We start from the raw sequence: 18,160 nt of genomic DNA on the forward strand, positions 1-18,160 counted from the left end.
CAGTCGGCCTATCGCGGCACCTATCTACTTAAAGACGTAGAAAGCGTCGATCGCAATCACTTGCCCGGAGGATTGCTCGTTCTTCTCCCCTGCGTTCACGACCTTCACCTCGTGGCTTCCGCTTGGCAATGCCGAGGATTCGAACACGTTCACCTTGGTTTTGAACGTCGCGCTGTACAGATCGATCGGATGCGCGTTGACGAGCTGGCCGTCGATATAAATATCGACCATGCCCCGATTCGGGCCGGTCTGGGACAACAACGCGACCTTCGTGCCCTGGAAGTCAAGCTTCGCGGAATTGCCTGCGGCATCGGAATATTTCGCGCTGCCGCCGGAATTCTTAGGGGACAAATGGAGCGTCCAGACGCCCGTATACTTCACGAACGGACTCATGTCCTGATAGACTTTCAAACTTTCGCCGGTCGGCTTCATATAGACGACGGCATCGATGTTCGTTGCGTAGCCGCCGGACTTGTCGTTCTTCGCATGCGCATTCACGATTCGAAGCGTGTGCGGACCAAATGCCAATTCCCCCGTATCGAAGACCGATACCTGGTAACGCGATACCTCGCTGTACAGATCGATCGTCTTCGCCGATTCGAGCTCGTCGTCGACGATCACCGTCACTTTGCCGCTGCTTGGCGTCGTCGCGGCTTTCAGCACCGCGTTCGTGCCCGAGAACGAAAATTCCGCGTAGGCGCCGGAGCTGCTCGCGGCCTGCGCATGTCCGCCGGAATAATTCGCATTCGTCTGCAGCGACCACGCACCTTTAAAGTTAAATGCGGTATCCGACTCTTCCGCGACGTTCGTGAACGTGTCTCCGTCGCCGACGACAATCGTGTCGACGTTAATGGCATGCACCGTCCGCTTCGCCGCCGGATCCGCTTTGCCCGTCCATGCCACTTCGATCGTATGGTAGCCGTACTGCAGCGATTGTTGGAACACCGTCTGCTTGGTTTGCGGCGTCTGGCTGAACAAGGAAGGCGAAGCCGCCTTGACGCCGTCCACGTAGACGTCCGCGATGCCCATCGTATCGTCCTTGAGCGCCGTCAGTTCGATCTTGCTGCCGGTGAACGCGAACTTCGCGCGGCCCGCTGCGTCGAGGGTTTTGATCGTGCCGCCGGAGTAGCCGGCATCCGCATGCTCGGTCCACGGACCGTCGAACGCGAATGCGCTATCGGCGTCCTCGTACGTCCCCGTCGTATGCGCGCGATCGGCGTTCATGCCGAGCGTGTAGGCACCGGAGCTGCCTACGAAGAGGACGGCCACGTAATAATCGCCGGTCTTGTCGGCTTGATAGGCAATCGTTGCCGGCGTGCCGCCGCTCGCCATGGCCGTTCCAAGCACTTTGTCTTGCGCGTCCCAATCGGTGATCGACTTCAGCTCGGGGTTATAGAGCGCCAGCATAAAGTTGGACCCGGCTTGCCCCGCAAGCGAGAGATCCAGCTTATCGCCTGCGTTCAGGTGCACGTAATAGATGTCCTGCAGATCGCCGGAAGCCTGATCGAGCGAATCCGTCTGCAGCGGCATCAGTTGCTTGCCGGGAGCGTCGTCGTCGCTGACCGCCCGCAGCGCGTCGACCATGCGGCCGTTGTTCATGTAATCCTCGTCGTCTTGAGACCACAGCGTGTCGAGATGCTTGCCGGATAAGATCAGCCGCTCCTTGACCGACTTCGCGTCGAGCGACTTATCCTGGCTGAGCACGAGCGCGGCGACCCCGGATGCATACGCTGGAGCCAAGTACGCGCCGTAATCATAATCGTAATCGTCCATCGCAACCGACAAATTCACATGCGTCACGGTTTCGTCATTGGACTTGTAATCCGCGAAGGCAACGGCCGAAATATCGTAGCGCTGGCCTTCGTAGATCGTGCCGGCCTCTCCTTCGGCAGCACGCCAGCGGCTGATGTCCCAGTCGCCGCGGTAAAAGTCGTAGCGCACGAAATCCAAATGCAGCACATTCCTTACGAAATCGCTATTTTCGATATTGATCAGCGCTCCGTCTCCGGACAGCATCAGACGGCCGCCGCCCTGCAAGTACGACGTTAAATTGGCTTGGTCCAAATTACGCAGCGCGGTCGCCGGCCGCCCATCCTGCGAAGAACCGAAACCGAAGTAGCCGGTAAACCAAATCACCATGTCATAGGAGTTCATCATGTCGAGCGAAGGGCCGTCGGCGCCTTGAGGGACCTTGACGATATCGTATGCGGCGCCAGCCGCGTCCAAATGGCTTTTGTACTTCCCAAGCACGCTGTACTGGCTTTGCTCGGGAACATCTTCATCGTCGACCAACAGGATGGTCGACGGACTTCCGTCCTCCTTGCCTAGATAATTCAGCGCCCGATTGAACCCGTCCCTGTGGTTCTCGATTAACGAAGCGTCTCCGGTCCACATGGCCTCGAAGCCCATTTGATTGTAGATCGCTTTGTAGGAGCCGGTATCGATCTCGGCCCCGACGCCTGGATTGCGCGTAGGAATGGTCGTCATCACTTTGGCGCTCGGCGCGGCAAGATCGACGGATTTGAAGCCGTAGGCGTTATCGAAGCCGCCTTGCATGTTGAGACCGGCGACCGACAACACGTTGTCGCTGTCATAGGCCGCCGGATATTCGGGAAAATCGTCCTTGTTGATGTTTACTTGTTCTTCGCCCGCGCTCGCGACGAAGAGCATGTCCGAGGCGTCGATCGCATCCTTGAGCGCATGGCTGTACGATTCCGTCGACCAGCTGATGTTCGAGATTTTCGCGCCCATGCGTTCGGCGTAATCGATCGCGTGCAAAGCGTCCGAGACGTAACCGCCGTCCAGTCCCATCACTTTGAGCGGCATGATCTTCACGCCTGGCGCCGCGCCGGAAATGCCGGTGCCGTTATCGCCGGAGGCCGCGATCAATCCGGCGATTTGCGTGCCGTAGAAATCGTCGTCGTAGATGTTATACGGCGCGTTGTCGTTGCCGTAGAAGTTCCAGCCCCGCACGTCGTCGACAAAGCCGTTGCCGTCGTCGTCGACGCCGTTGCCGGGAATCTCGCCGGGGTTGGTCCAGATGTTGGCGGCGAGGTCGGGATGCTCGACGTCCACGCCCGTATCCAGGATCGCGACGACCGTATCGGGCGTTCCTTTCGTGATGCTCCATGCTTCCGGAGCGTCGATGTCGACGTTATAACCGCCGTACGAACCGTCAATGAGCTGACCATCGTCGTGCAAGGCCCATTGGGGGGGGAATAGCGGATCGTTCGGATAAGACGGGATAACGGCCGAGAGGGCCGCCTCCGGCGCTTCCTTCGGCAGAGCTGGCGTTGCGGGCGACTTCGCTTGCGACGCCGGCCCCGGAGCCGCGGACGAAAGCGGCGCCGCAGGCGGCTCTGCGCTCGGGCCGCTTGCCGGATCGGCGGCGTTCGCGCCCGGCGAAGCGTCGCTTGGCCTCGGCTTCAAGGAGACGTGCTTGCGAATCTTTACGTCCGGTTCGGCGTAGAGCACGTCCGGATTCGCGTTAAGGCTTGCGACTACGCTGGCGACATTCTCGCCGGGCGCCAGGTCAAGCACCTCCATGCCGAACTTAGAGAGCGGATCGATTCGGACTTCCGCGGATGCCGCGCGGACGCTGGCGCGGTCGGCGCCAGCCTTGTATTTGACGATAATCCGCTGGCTCGCGGGCATCTCCGGCAAGCTAAGGCGCGGAACTTGGCCTTGCGTAATCGGTCCCGCGGATTGCGCGGTCGCGTGCGGTGCCGTGTCCGCATGCAGCATAATAGGGAAGAGGCCCATCGCCATAGACGCGGACAGCAACATCGCGATAGATCGTATCGCTGCTATTCTTTTCAAATCCTTCGCTCCTTCAATGCGTGTTGTATGACAGCATAGGCTGTCGTGAATCCATATCGCGCGAGTGAGAGATGCGGGAATGAGCAATCACTAGATTCCCCCGAATCTCCGAGAGCCCGCTTCGTCTTTTATTTGTAATCCAACCACCTCCGTACCTTGGATGATGCCCTGGTTGCTAATCGTGCTCCGATAAACGAAAAATAACGACAAGCAGATCCCCTATCGCGTCAGATAATATAACACAATATATTCTTCCAAATTTCGATAGAATTATATATTTTTCAATTAAAAAGCGTCAATCCATTTATTATTTTATGGATCATATAAATATATTTATGAAAAATAGTTTATAAGTCAGGTTTAGTTACATTAATTATTTGATTAATAGTCAGATATTTTTTTTGATAATGTGATTCTCATGTCAGGTTATCACATCATGCCCCGGCACGATTACTTGGTCTTGGCAATCAGCGCCGTGCCCCGCCGGGAAGTCCGCTCATATCATAGTGTGAATGCCTATGGCAGACAACGACCCAAGGAACCGAGGGCACGCGGCCAAGCTTCGACCTGCCTCGAAAGGAGATGAGGATTAGATGATTACCGTGATCGCGTGCACGATGAGGTCCTCCTGCATCGATAACGTGTTCGAAAATTACGATCGCCAGCTCTGGAGAAACAAAAAGATGATCATCGTCCTGAACAACAACAACATGGACATTGCGGTCTATAAGGAACGGGCCAGTCAATACCCGACTGGCGAAATCACCGTGTACCAGCTGCCGCAGAAATACAGGCTCGGCAAATGCCTGAATTACGCGATCAACAAAGCGGACAACGGCTTCATCGCCAAGTTCGACGACGACGATTACTACGGCCCAAGGTTTCTGCGAGAGGCGGCTCGCGCGATCAAGCGCGGGAAATCATCCATCGTCGGCAAGCATACCGCTTACCTTTATTTCAAAGCCAAGCGGGCGTTGATGGTATTCCGCAGAGGCGGCGAACGAAAATACAAGCGCAAGGTCAAAGGCGGCACGCTGGTATTTCGCAAGTCGGTGTGGCGCAGGGTCAAATTCCCCGCTAACCGGAAATCCGGCACGGATGCCAGATGGCTCTCGCGCTGCGTTCGCCGAGGTTATCGCGTTTATTCCGTCTCCAAACGGCATTATGTCTGCATCCGCAGCAAGAATTGGAGCCGTCATACGCAGAAAAAAAGCACGCACCGCTATATGCGGCACTGCAGGCTCGTACGCCGGACGAAAAATTTCCGTCGTTATGTTCATTAGCTACGACGGCCTATATGGATCCGAGGCGTTCGGATGGAGATCAACTGCCCGCGTATCCCGGACTATATCGGCGCATAAAGAAACGACAGCCTTTAACCGGCTGTCGTTTCTTTGTGTTTATCTAGCAATCGTACCCCGTTGGAATTCCCGTAAACGAGCAGCCGAATCGCTCGAACGAATACGAGCCACTTGGTGCGATGGGGGTTATGCCGTGGTTTCCTCCAATCGATATTAATTTGCGACTCGCAACAGAAAACAATCATCCAACCTACCATGTCATGAATTGCGGAAAGCCTTTCCTAGTAAGCAACAACCGCATGAACATAGTTTATTAGGAAATCAATTAAACCGCCAATTATAAAATAATAGACTTAATATAATTGAATTTATAATCTTTTTTATATCTCCTGTCCCTTGCGGCGAAAGTCAGTAACCGCCGCCGCAACTACCGCCATATGTCCTAGATCATAGGAACTAGTGAAAAATATTCCACTGGATCCATAAAATCAATTATCTTTCACCGGTTATTTTGTTATTTGTTTTCTGCATTTCCACAACCTACAATGGCAATACCCATTCGCAACGGCAAGACTTCGAGATTCTGCAGAGCCGTATGTGATGGATTTCACTTGAGGCTGCGAAGCCCGCTCCTGCGCCGGCAATCGGCGAAGAGGCATTGCATATAGCCGAGACTTGCTGATCCTTCGAGCGATTTTCCCCCGTTTGGAGGAGACCAGTAAAGGAGGTGGTGGTACGGCGCATTCGGGCGCGTTGCTCAATGTGCGCATTCATTTGCAGGCTTGTATTCGGATCAGGTGCAAAAGCCGCGGGAAAGCTCGATTCACGGATACAAAAGGTATACGCCGAATTAAATTCACAATGCCAGGTACAGGAAGGAATTAATAAATGCCAACTATATATCGCAAGATTGGAATCTGGTTTTCGGTCGCGCTGCTGTTATGGCCGCTGCTGAGCGTTTGGAAACCATCGGTCGCGAATGCGCAAGCAGGAGATAAACGAATCATTAAATGGGACGTAAGTGGTCTGAACGGCGACTCTAACTGGCAACGGGAAACGAACGCTGCCAGATATGCGAGCGTTATCCAGCAAATCAGGAATGCTGCCTTAGGCAGAACGCTGCAGAACGGCGTGCAATTAACCACGACTACGCACCGGATCATCGAGGTGCAGATCTTCAATGGCTACAACGTGGCAGGATTTCCGAACTACCTGGTCACGGTCTACTTGTGGGCGGACACGCTCTACGCGTTCGGCTACTGGACACCGCAGGGCGATTACTACTTCTACAATGATCAGACGCTTGCCTACCATGCCAGAAATGATCTTGGGCTCACTGCCAATCAGGTAACCTATCTTCCCTGGAACGGCAATTATGCAACAATGCCCGAAGGTTCGCCCGAGGCGCGTGCGGCCAATGAATACACGAATGATCAGCTGTGGAATACCGTCTGGAATCTCTCGGACATGCACGATTATCTTAATCGGAACGCTCAATCGCGCAATACCGTCGGCCACAACATGGTCCGCATAATCGGCGCCTTGGCGGAGGCTGCGCGCTTCCAAGTCATTCGCAATGTCATTTATAATAATCTGCTGTATGGTACGAATGCTCCGATCGGAGAAACGCCGGCCGCGATCGAGAATAACTGGGCTACCATCACCGACTGGGCCATCCAACAGGCCAATGGAAACTACTACGGGATTACGATCAATGATCATTACTATTCCACGCTTGCCGCGTTCCTTGCGGTTGCGTACTATGTGCTAGGACGAAACCCATGCGGCGGCGGTGGCGGCGGCGGCTCCTGCGGCTAATTAAGCCAAGACCGTCTCAACCTTGCCGATGGCTATCCGTCCAATACAAAGGAGCAAGCTCTCGATTTTCGAGGCGCTTGCTCTTTTCTTGGACTATTCGCGAATGCGATGCAAGCGAATAGATGACGGAGGATCCATGCCATCGGACTCCCCCTCGCTGATGAAAGGATTCGCATCGAATAATCAGAACGCACGAAAAAGGCCGCCGAGACATGCTCGGGCGGCCTTTCGTCGCGTTGATCCTACTCTTGAATGCGCCCAGCGGTTTGAAGCAGGTCGTGCAATACTTTGGCCGCGGCTTCGCGCGTCGTCGCATCGGCCGGCTGGAAGTAGAAGCCGTCTTTCGATTCGACGCCCTTCATCAGTCCGGCGTCGGTGACGAGTTGAATGCTCGCTTTCGCGTAGCCGCTGAACTTCGCGGCATCGGCATAAGCGCTCGGTCCGCTCGCGGCAGGCGCCTGCAGGCCGATGAGCTTGACCGCTCTCGCCAGCATGACCGTCAGATCTTGGCGGGTAATGGCGGCGTTCGGCTTGAACAGGCCGTCCGCGCCCGTGACGAGTCCGGCTGCATAGGCCGTTGCCACGTCGGAGGCGAACCAATCGCCGTTCGCGACGTCGCCGAACGGAGCAGCAACCGTTTGCGCCCGCAAGCCCAGCGTCCGGACGAGCATGGACGCGAATTGCGCGCGGGTCACGTTCGATTTCGGCGAGAAGACATGCTCGGACGTGCCGTTCAGCAGGAACTTGTCCGCGAGCGATTGGATATCCGCGCGTGCCCAGGACTTGTCGATATCGGTAAACGAGACATGTCTCGTTGCCGCCGCGTACGTCGAGAAGCCAGGTCTGCGCACGGTCACGATGGACGATCCGTCGCTGGTTTTCGTGATGTTAGCCGGCACCGGATATACCTTGCCGCCGTCGAGGTAGAGCGCGCCCGCTCCGCTCGTATCGACGCCTTTGTCGATCAGGAACGATCTTGCCGCGGCTTCGCCGGCTTTCAACGCAAGCGGCTCGTAATCCGTGCCTTTCACGCTATTTACCTCGAAGACGTAAGGCGTTCCGAGAATAGAAGCGTCCTTCAGTTGTTTCGCGAACTCCGACTTGCTGTCGTCATCCTGCTTGATTGCGATGACAATGTCCGCGCCTTCGGCAACCGAGCTCAATGCCGATAGCGGCAGGGAAACGGAAGCGTCGTTCCAAGCGAAGACGATGGTGCCCGCAAGCGCCGCGTCCTTCAGCTGTTTCGCCTGCGCGGCCGTGATCGCGAGCTTCGCGGACGAAGCATCCTTGGAAGCCGATCCGATCGTCAGCGCAACGGGCGGCTTCGCGTCTTTCAGCGCCGCTGCAAGGTCAGCGTCCTTCACGGACACGGACAATTGCGTGCCATCCAGGCTCGATTGCGCCTCGATTGCGATGCCCGTTTGTCCTTTCTCGATGACGGAAGCGGCGACATCTTTATTGTACGCCGCGTCGTTTGGCGTGATCGGGAAGCTCGGATACGAGCCCGGATCCGTCGGCGGCGGCGTGCTGCCCGTTTCTCCGCTCACGTAGAACGTTCTGAACGCAGCGCTTTGATCGACGACCTCGTAATTCTCATCGTATAGCGAGCCGATGAGAACGATCTTGTAACGTCCCTCCGGAAGCTGCTCGTTATAAAGGTTGCCGTCATTCAGGAAGACGCCGACATTATACGAACCGTCGAATTCCGGTACGACGAAGTCGGACGGGAGCGGCTTCAGCAGCTCCGTGTCTTCGTCGAGGTCGAAATATTCGGCCAAGACGCCGATCGGCTCGTCGTTCATATCGTAGATCGCCGCGTACATGTGATTGATTTTGCCCTTCGGAAGCGGCGCCAGCGACGCGGTTATGTCGATCGGCGCATCCTTGGACACGATCGTATTGCTGAGCGCGATGTTCTGGATCGGGAAGTCGTTGTCCTCGGACGATTTGCCGACGTGAATGACGAACGGCAGGTGCAGGGAAGGAAGCCCATTGCCCTGGAGCAATACTTCGCCCTCGTACACGCCATCCTTCGCCTGCGCGCCGACAGCCGCGGACAGGTTGAATTCGAAGACGCCGTTCGCGCCGACCGTGATTCGATTGCCTGCAAGACCGTTCAGCTTCGCCGTGATCGCGCCGGTGTCCGGCGTCGGAATCGGATCATTCGGATCGGACGTTACCGACGGATGCATGACCACCTTGGCGTCGTAAGCGACGGACGCGTTCGATAGATTCTTGACGCGCAGCGGCTTGCTCTCCGCATCGGCGCCGGGCTTCAGCATGCCGAAGCTGACGCTGCTCGCTTCGCTCGGAATGACCGTCGGTTCCATTTTATCGTCGTAAATCGTAATGTCGTCCAGCGATTCGATGATGGCGCGCGTGTCGATCGCGTTCATGACGTCAACGCGCCCCGCGCCTTGCGAATACACGTCGTACGGCGTGCCGTTCTCGTCGACGAGCTCTTTCGCCGTATTCGCCAGCGCCGCGCGAATATCGGTCGGCGTCCATGTCGGATGCGCCTGCTTGATCAGCAAGGCGAGTCCGGCCACATGCGGCGTCGCCATGCTCGTGCCGCTCATCTTGGCATAAGCCTTGTCGTAGCTCGCGTCCGGATTAGCCGCACCGTAGGCCGGCACCGTGGAGAAGATCTGCACGCCTGGCGCGCTCAGGTCCGGCTTGATGCCGTAGTTGCCGTCCGAGTTCGGGCCACGCGAGCTGAAGTCCGCCATGCGGTCGCCCGCCAAGGGTACCTGCTTGAAATCGTTCTTCATCGTGAACTGCAGCGTTTCGTTCGGGTGCGCCTTCAGCTCGCGAGCCAGCGCGCGCCCGGTCGTTCCCGCCATGTCGAACGTCGGGATATAGTCGTAACTGTCGCCGAGGAATGCGATCGGTCCGATCGGTCCGTTGCGGGACGGTATGTCCTCCGACAGGTCGGGGACGGCGATCTGCGGGTCGACGGAGTCGCCGTTGAAGATGACGGCGGCCTTCGCGCCGTGCTTGGCGGCATTTCTCACTTTCTCGTCGAACGTGAGAATCCCCCGGGAGATGAATACGATCTTGTTCGACAGGTCCGCCGAGTCGAGTCCCAAGTCCTTATACTCGTCATTCGACCCGAGACCGACGTAGACGCCCTCGATCGGGCCGTCGCCGAACATCTCGTTAAAGTTCTCCTTGTCCGTCGTCCAGCTCATCAACTCCATATGCGCTTCGTCCGCCAGGGAGCCGGCTTCGCTGCGCACGCCTCCCCCTACGCGGATGCTGTCGCTCGTGGCCGCGCCGACGGATATGGCCAGCTGCGCCGCCGCCGGCGAGCCCATGGAATAATAATATTGGTCTCCCGCCCCTGCGTTGCCGTTCGCGACGACAGCTACGACGCCTGCCAGCACGGCATTGTTAACCGCGATGGCGTCGGGCGAATTCGGATCCTTCTCCAGGTCGCTGCCCAGGGAGAGGTTAATGACGTCCATCTTGTCTTCGACGGCATGTTCGATCCCGTCGATGACCATGGCGGACGTGCCGCCTTCCGGCCCCAGCACCTTGTAGGCGAACAGCTTGGCATCATAAGCGACGCCCTTCTGCACATGCTCGGCCGTCGTGTTCGAAGCCGTCCCGGCGATCGTGCCCGATACGTGCGTGCCGTGATGAGAGCCTTCGTAGCCTTTCGTCGGCAAATCCTCGTACGGGTCATCGTCCTGGTTGACGGCGTCGTAGCCGCCTTCTTCGTAATTCCCCGCAAGATCGGGATGCAGGTAGTCGATGCCCGTATCGATGACGCCGACCTTCAAGCCCTTGCCCGTAATGCCCCGCTCCCATGCCTTCGTGACGCCGATCTGCTCAAGCGGCACCGTATCGATCGCGGACGATCCTGCGGCAGCGGCTTGATAGCTGTCCGGCAGCTCGGCCGGATAGTAATGAATGTTCTTATGAATGGACTTCACGCCCGGCAGCTTCGCCAGCTGCGGGATTTGGTCCGCGCGGATCGTGATCTCCATCCCGTTCAGGACGGTGTCGAAGCGGCGGTCGATCTTGAAGGGAACGCTGCTCGTCTGCGCGCTGCGGACGAAGGCATCCTGCTCGGACTTCACGGCCGCTTCGGTCGATTCCGCCGCAAGCTTCTTGAAGCCAAGCTTGCCCGCGTACCGCCCCACTGCCGCAGGTTGGCCGCTGAATTGAACGATGACGTTGATTTCGCCCGCCGATCGGGTGTTGATGTCTTCGGCCACGTATGGTTCGCCCGGAACCGCGCTGCTTGCCGCTTCCGGCCTGGCCGCTTGCAGCAGGCGGGTTACCGCCTGCAGGCTTTCCTTGGTGACGAAGGTTTTATTCAGCGGAGCGGCGTGCGCTGCGGGCAGGTTAGGGACGGCGAGACTCCCGGCCAGCAGCGAGACCGTCGCGAGCGACAATGATTTCTTGAGAAGTGATCGATTCACGTTCGGGTTCCCCATTTCGGATCAGATTAATAGCCTCTCGGAGTTAGCTCAAATTCAGAACATCCAAACCGTCTATGGTGACGATGCTGCCCTTCGACTTCGGATTTGCAGCGCCCGCATGCACGATCTTGATCTTGTGCAGGCCGGCGGCGAGCTCGCCCGACGTGAAGACCGGCACCTGATAGCGGAGCGTGTCGCTGTATAGATCGACCGGCGTCGGCGTTACGGAACGGCCGTCGATATAGATGTTCACCATGCCGCGGTTGCTGTTCGTCGTCGACCAGAGCGTAACCTTCGTGCCCGCGAAGCTGAACTCGGCGGCGCTGCCGGCCGTCGTCGTGTAGGTCTCGGAGCCGTCCGGATATTGCTTGCCGTATTTGATCGCCCACGGACCGGTGTAATTCGCGGATTTGGCCGTCGGCGATAGCAAGCTGGAGAACACGAACGCGTCCACGTTGATTGACAGGACCGGGTTATCCCCGCCATCCCGGCTTGCGGAACGGATTTCAACGTCATGATGACCGTTCTGAAGCACCATTTTGAACAAGGACTGCTTCGTCTGCGACGTCTCGCTCTTCAGATTGGGAGTGCCCGCCTGCAAGCCGTCGATCCAGATCTCGGAGCCGCCTTGCATGTCATCCTTCATACCGATCCATTCGAACAGATTGCCGCGGAAGCCGAACTTGACGGAGCCTTTGCCGGTTAGCTGCTTCATGGTGCCGCCCGAATAAGAGGCATCCGTTACCGTCTTCCAATCGCCCTCGTAGGTCAGCGACGAATCGTCGTCCTCCAGCAAGGTCGACGCATTGCCGTAGTCGACGTTCAGCTTATAGCTGCCGGCGCCATTGACGGCATAAATATTAATGTAGTACGTGCCTTTCTTGGGCGCGCGGTAGGTGATCGATTCGGCGGACGTACCCGGCTTCTCGGAATACGCGACCGCTCCCTCGTTGCTCGCGACCGTCGTCGCGGAAGCATCGTACAGGATAAGATCGAAATCCGTGCCCGCATCCCCCGTCAGCGTGAAGGTCGCTTCCTCGCCGGCGCTTAATTCGACGGAATAAACATGGTTCGGATCGTTCGCATGATCAAGCTTGCCGCCGATGGACGGATCGATCAGCGTCATGCCCGGAATATCCTTGTTCCAGAGCGCGCGGTACGCGCTGATGAGCTTGCCGCTCGCCGTGCTTGTTTTGCCGCCGTATCCAATCGTCTTGCCGCTTGTCATGATGCGCTGCTTCACGTCGAGCGCGCTCATGTCCGGATACTGGCTTTGCACTAGACCGGCTACTCCGGCGGCATACGCGGCGGCATAAAGCGTGCCTTGAACATACGAATATTTGCCGAAGCTGTTCTTCAGGTTGACGGTGGTCATCTCCGGCTTGTTGCTGATGACGATATCGGCAAACAGCGAGATGTCCATCAATCGATAGGTCTGTCCCTCGTAGATCGTGCCGGGAGCGCCCCAAGTTTTGGCCAGCCACCCGCCTTCCGCGGCAAGCGTCAAGCCCAATACGTCCTGCACGAACGGGGATGTCGCGATTTGGTCGATGGCGTCCTGTCCGGTCAGCATGAGATGTCCGCCGCCGTTCAGATAGTCGGTCAAATCGGCTTGATCTTGAGCGGTGATCAAGGGAGTCGTTCCGGTAATGGCTGTTCCTCCCGTGAACCAGATAACGACGTCATATTGTTGCAGCATCTCAAGCGGCGGACCGTCCGCGCCCTCGTCCTGCGTCGTGAACGTATCGTAGGCATAGCCTGCTTGCTGCAGCAGCGCCGGATAGACGGTCGAAGGATTGTTGTTGTCCCAATCGAGGCCGGGAATTCCGATTCCGCCGCCGCCGTCGCCGCCGCCGCGTTCGCTGTCGTTCACGAGCAGAATCTTCGGCGCGTCGACGCCTTCCGGCTTGAGGTAGTTCATGGCGCGATCGAACATATCCTGGCGTTGACCGACATACTGCGGGTCGTTCTCCGGAATTTCCTCGAAGCCGATACCGTGATAGTAGGCTTTATAGGTACCGTTATCGATCTGGGCGGCATAGCCCGCATCGATGCCGGCCGTCGTCGAGAGGATCAACTCGGACGGCGCCGAGACATCGACGGAGGTTTGGCCGATTGCGGCAAGCAAGGACGGAACGCCCGAAGCGCCAACGCCGGTCACCGACAGGATGTTCGGACTGGAATAGGCAGCCGGATAAATCGGCGTCACGTCCGTATTCAAGATCTGTCTGCCGTTGCTGTCGCCGGCCGGGGCCACGAACAACATAGGGGAGGCATTGATGGCGTCTTCGACCAGCCTGCTCTTGTAGCCGTACGCCATGCCGAGCGTGGCGATCTTCGCTCCATGCGCCTCGGCATAATGAATGGCGTCCACGATATCCGTGAAGTAGCCGCCGTCAGGCGAGATGACCTTGAGCGGCATGACCTTCACGTTCGGCGCGACGCCGGCGATGCCCTCGTTATTGTTCATTGCAGCGGCAATTTCACCGGCGACCGTCGTGCCGTACGTGTCATTGAAGCCGTCGCTCGTGTCGAACACCGAATTGTCGTCGTGCGCGAAGTCCCAGCCGTTCACGTCGTCGATCAGTCCGTCGCCGTCGTCATCGATGCCGTTGCCCGGCGTTTCCTTGCCGTTGGTCCAGATTTGACCGATCAGATCGGGAATTTCGGTATTGGTGCCGTTGCCGATGACCGCGACGGTGACGTCCCTGCTGCCCTGGGTAATCTCCCAAGCTTCCGGCAGGTCCATGTCCATATCGGGTACGGCGGCATGGACCGTGCCGTCATTGAGGGCTTGTCCGGTGTTGTGCAGCCCCCACTGCTCGCCGAACAAGGGATCGTTCGGCAATGCCGGGGAACCGCTCGCCTGCGCGGACGCGGCGGCAAGCGCTGCTGCGTCTCCCGCTGCGGAGACCGGCGCGGCGGCGTATCCCGCTGCAGATGCAGAGCCTGATGCGGCAGCATCTGCCGGTTTGAAAAGCGGAACGGCCGCGGAAGATACCTTATAATCCGGCTCCGCGTACAGTACGTTCGGATCCTTCAGCAGCTCTTGAATGACGCTATAGACATCGGCGCCGTCAGCCAGCTTCAGCAGCTCCGCATTCGATACGGACAAGGGGCTGACGCTTGCAATTTGCGCGGACAGCGATTCTGCCTGGACGGATGCCTCTGCCGAACGATACTTCACGATGACGCGGCCAGGCGCGTACTCGGGAAGCGCGCCTGCCAGCGGCGGTAGCGCTGCGTAAGCCTGCGCTTGCGCTTCGGCGGATGGCTTCGAATCATTAGAAGCGGGTTGTTGTACCGCATGCTCGGTGATCCATTGGCTCTTTCTTAGCGGATCCTGCTGCGGGGCTTGCTTGGCCAATGCGGGCGTAACGACGCCGAATGCCAGCAATAAGGAGAAAATAGCCGATGCGGTTTTTTTCGTTTTCCTGTTCAAGCCTTGTCACTTCCTTCGCCAATTTAGTTCGATGTTGCAGTGGAGAGACGCCTCGACGATGCGATGATTGCGAGGTCTTTGGTGCGCAATCACCCGGGATCGCATGCCGTCTCTCGCGGGAAATGGGTCTAGCGATGGATAAGCCGAATCATGACGTCAAAGCACCACCTCGGATATCGTTGGTATGTAACGGCGGTGCTTCGCGAATCGCGTTCCGCCCCCTGCCATCCGAGCGAAGGCGCGCCGGCCGCGATCTCAGGCTCATGTCACCAAATCTAACAATGTCTGCCTGATTTCTGAGAGGATTATAAATCTCTGATTTTCATAGCGTCAATATGTTTATTTTTTTAAACTTTTAACGGCGATCGCGAGATTTCTGACATGCAAAGATATGTTTTTTCGTATTTGCATGCTAAATTTTTCTTAAATTTTCACCTTTTCAGTGGGCTGCAAAATGATACGTCGCTTGCTTTCCGATCTTCAAGTCACTCTCTATCTTCTATCATTTTTATTTTGAAACTATCGTTCTTGCATAATATTATTTATGGATAGCATCGCCGTGGTTCATAGGACTTCGGATACAAATCCACGAGACGGAACGCTGCGAATCCGCTTCGTCATTGAGGTTCCTCCATAGAATCGCGGTCGGGCTCCATCAATCATTAGAAGAGACAGCTCCCTGCTTGTCATGACTACCCCCGTTGTCGCCGGACGTCGATTCCATAAATTAATTGATGATTTACCGCTACGTCCATAAAAATTCTTTCTTTTCGCATGCAATCTAGCACCATCGAAAAACGTCGAATCCGCGAGTTTCCAAGTCATCGCCCGCTCGCGATTTGAATAAAAAAATTTATGGAATAAGCTTTCATCCATAAAATCTTTTCTTTACGTATTGTCCACAAAAAAGAGCCTGATCGGCTCAAGCTCCCCGTGTTCTATGAATACGCATCTCCCGAAGCGGCATACGCGCTCCCGTCTCCGCGCTACTAAAACCCTATTAAAATATGCCCCTGCGCAGGACAGGGGCATTCGAAATTTCTTGTCGGCATTCGCCGGCTTTATAGCTTTTTCAAAAACGAAACGATCGTCAGGAGCCCTTTATCGAAGTTCTCCAGGTTGAAATGCTCATTCGGCGCATGCAATTTCTCATCCGGCAAGCCGAAGCCCATCAGGACGACCGGCGCTCCCAACACGCGGGCGAACGCCTCTACGATCGGGATACCGCCGCCGTCTTTCGTGAACAGGGCACGCGCGCCATAAACTTCCTCGTAGGCGTCCGCCGCCAATTGGAGCATTCGCTCGGAAGGATCGATGTCGTACGCGCGTATCTTCACCCCGTTCTGAACGGAAAGCTTCGCGCCAGGCCGAATATGCCGCTTCAGATGACGCGTGATGTTGTCGAGCATGTTTTGGGGGTCTTGATCGCCGACGAGGCGGCATGTGATCTTGGCACGCGCTTCTCTCGGGATGACCGTCTTCATGCCCTCGCCCTGGAAGCCGCCGTACACGCCGTTAAGCTCAAGCGTCGGCCTTGCTCCGATCCGCTCCACGAATGAGAAGCCCTCCTCGCCGTACAAGGCATCCAGCCCCAGGCTCTTCCGCAGCTGCTCCTCGTCGTGGTTCAGCTTCGCGAATTCCGACTTCATCAGCGGCGAGATGTCCGGCACGCCGTCATAGAAACCCTCGACCGCCACTTTGCCGCGCTCGTCGTGAAGGGTGGCCAGCAGCGACACAAGCGCATGCAGCGCGTTCGGAACCCCGCCACCGTAGAGACCGGAGTGCAGATCGGTATTTGCCGTATTCACGGTCACCTCCAGCGAACAGATGCCGCGAAGACCGGTCGTGATGGACGGCTTGCCCCTGTCCAGAAACGGCGTATCCGAGACGACCGCAACATCGGCCGCCAGCAGCTCTCGGTTCGTCTCGAGAAAATGAAGCAAGCTCGGACTCGTAATCTCCTCTTCGCCCTCTATGCATAGCTTGATGTTGACCGGCAGCTCCCCCTCTTGCTTTAACATCGCTTCGATCGCTTTGATATGAAGGAATAATTGTCCCTTGTCGTCCGTCGCCCCGCGCGCGTATAGTTTGCCGTCCCGAATGTCCGGCTCGAATGGCGGGGTTATCCACAGATCTAGCGGATCAGCCGGCTGCACGTCGTAATGCCCGTATACGAGCACCGTCGGCTTCCCTGGCGCGTGCAGGTAGTCCGCCGTAACGATCGGATGCCCGTTCGTCCGGTGAAGGCGCACATGTTCGAGACCTGCCTCGGTCATCTTGTTCGCGAGCCATTCGGCTGCCCGCACCATGTCGGGCGAATGTTCGGATAGGCAGGAAACGCTCGGGATGGCGAGCACCTCCTTCAGCTCGGCGAGATGCTTCTCCCTGTTCGCCCGGAAATAATGTTCGTAGTTCATGGCATGGACTCTCCTTCATCATGAATTTGCAAGGATCATTTCATGCATTTTATCCGTAGTGACAGCTCCAAGACAAATAAGGAAATTTCGATATGGCTATTATGAAATTTATCCTTTTAATGAGACGCGACCTGCATTCATCTTAAGAAAAGAGGCACTGATCGCAGAAGTGTCTCTTCGATTCTCAGTTCCTTTATCTGTAGAACTGAATAAAATACACTAACCGACGATCGATCGCTGACGGATTATCCATTGTCGGTAAAATTTCACCATACTATATTGTGTAAAATATAATTGACCAAATCACAATCCGCATGTATACTCATAGCTGTGAGATATATAGTGCAAAACTTAATTTTAAACCATATAAATGGAGAAGATGATCCACCATGTCTATTTACGATTTTGAAGTCACGACCGTCAAAGGCGAATCCAAATCGCTTCGCGAGTACCAAGGCAAAGTATTGCTGATCGTCAATACGGCCAGCAATTGCATGTTCACGCCCCAATACAAAGAGCTTCAGGCGCTGAACGCCAAGTACCAGAAAGAAGGCTTGGAGATTTTGGGATTCCCTACGAACCAGTTCGGCAACGGCGAGAAACGCGCGAACGATGACATCCATAGCTTTTGCGAGATCAACTACGGCGTCTCTTTCCCGCTGTTCGAGAAAACCGAAGTAAACGGCGACAACGCCCATCCCTTGTTTCAATACCTGAAGCAAGCTGCCCCCGGCGTGCTCGGCTCGAAATCGATCAAATGGAACTTCACCAAATTTCTTGTCGACCGCAATGGCAACGTGCTGAGACGGTTCGGTTCCGCCGAGAAGCCGACGCAGCTGGAAAAAGACGTCGCCATCCTGCTCTAAACCGGTACTCATCGCTAAAAGGTAGCAATCGCGCAGCGCTTGCGGCGAGCAGCAAAAACCACATCCT

Annotated in this window: 7 protein-coding genes; 3 read left to right on the forward strand and 4 right to left on the reverse strand. The window is 56.6% G+C overall.

The annotated features are described in order from the left end of the window. Nucleotides 1-24: 24 nt before the first annotated feature. Complete coding sequence (locus AC50YL_RS04185; RefSeq protein WP_494829525.1) at nt 25-3,819, reverse strand: S8 family serine peptidase; 3,795 nt, start codon at nt 3,817-3,819, stop codon at nt 25-27. Nucleotides 3,820-4,412: 593 nt separating this feature from the next. Here AC50YL_RS04185 and AC50YL_RS04190 point away from each other — a divergent pair. Further along, complete coding sequence (locus AC50YL_RS04190) at nt 4,413-5,102, forward strand: glycosyltransferase family 2 protein (RefSeq protein WP_494829527.1); 690 nt, start codon at nt 4,413-4,415, stop codon at nt 5,100-5,102. A gap of 906 nt (nt 5,103-6,008) precedes the next feature. Continuing rightward, nucleotides 6,009-6,938: a ribosome-inactivating family protein gene (locus tag AC50YL_RS04195; RefSeq protein ID WP_494829529.1), complete on the forward strand. Its 930-nt coding sequence runs from the start codon at nt 6,009-6,011 to the stop codon at nt 6,936-6,938. A gap of 242 nt (nt 6,939-7,180) precedes the next feature. On the opposite strand, the gene AC50YL_RS04200 is transcribed toward AC50YL_RS04195, so the two are convergent. From AC50YL_RS04200 to AC50YL_RS04210, 3 genes are all read right to left on the reverse strand, one after another. Further along, a complete protein-coding gene (locus tag AC50YL_RS04200; RefSeq protein ID WP_494829531.1) occupies nt 7,181-11,368 on the reverse strand; it encodes a S8 family serine peptidase in 4,188 nt (1,395 codons plus the stop codon). 43 nt (nt 11,369-11,411) lie between these two features. Further along, a complete protein-coding gene (locus AC50YL_RS04205; protein ID WP_494829533.1) occupies nt 11,412-14,810 on the reverse strand; it encodes a S8 family serine peptidase in 3,399 nt (1,132 codons plus the stop codon). 1,061 nt (nt 14,811-15,871) lie between these two features. Further along, on the reverse strand, nt 15,872-17,227 hold the full coding sequence (locus AC50YL_RS04210) for a dipeptidase (RefSeq protein WP_494829535.1): 1,356 nt from the start codon (nt 17,225-17,227) through the stop codon (nt 15,872-15,874). 389 nt (nt 17,228-17,616) lie between these two features. Between AC50YL_RS04210 and AC50YL_RS04215 the strand changes: the two genes are divergently transcribed. Beyond that, complete coding sequence (locus AC50YL_RS04215; protein WP_494829537.1) at nt 17,617-18,093, forward strand: glutathione peroxidase; 477 nt, start codon at nt 17,617-17,619, stop codon at nt 18,091-18,093. The last annotated feature ends 67 nt before the right edge of the window (nt 18,094-18,160 follow it).

The sequence above is a fragment of the Paenibacillus sp. J22P277 genome (assembly GCF_059383675.1).

Bases quoted from the DNA above. Each gene is read 5' to 3' on its own strand.
- AC50YL_RS04215 (WP_494829537.1), top strand. From the start codon at position 17,617: ATGTCTATTTACGATTTTGAAGTCACGACCGTCAAAGGCGAATCCAAA.
- AC50YL_RS04210 (WP_494829535.1), bottom strand. From the start codon at position 17,227: ATGAACTACGAACATTATTTCCGGGCGAACAGGGAGAAGCATCTCGCC.
- AC50YL_RS04190 (WP_494829527.1), top strand. From the start codon at position 4,413: ATGATTACCGTGATCGCGTGCACGATGAGGTCCTCCTGCATCGATAAC.
- AC50YL_RS04195 (WP_494829529.1), top strand. From the start codon at position 6,009: ATGCCAACTATATATCGCAAGATTGGAATCTGGTTTTCGGTCGCGCTG.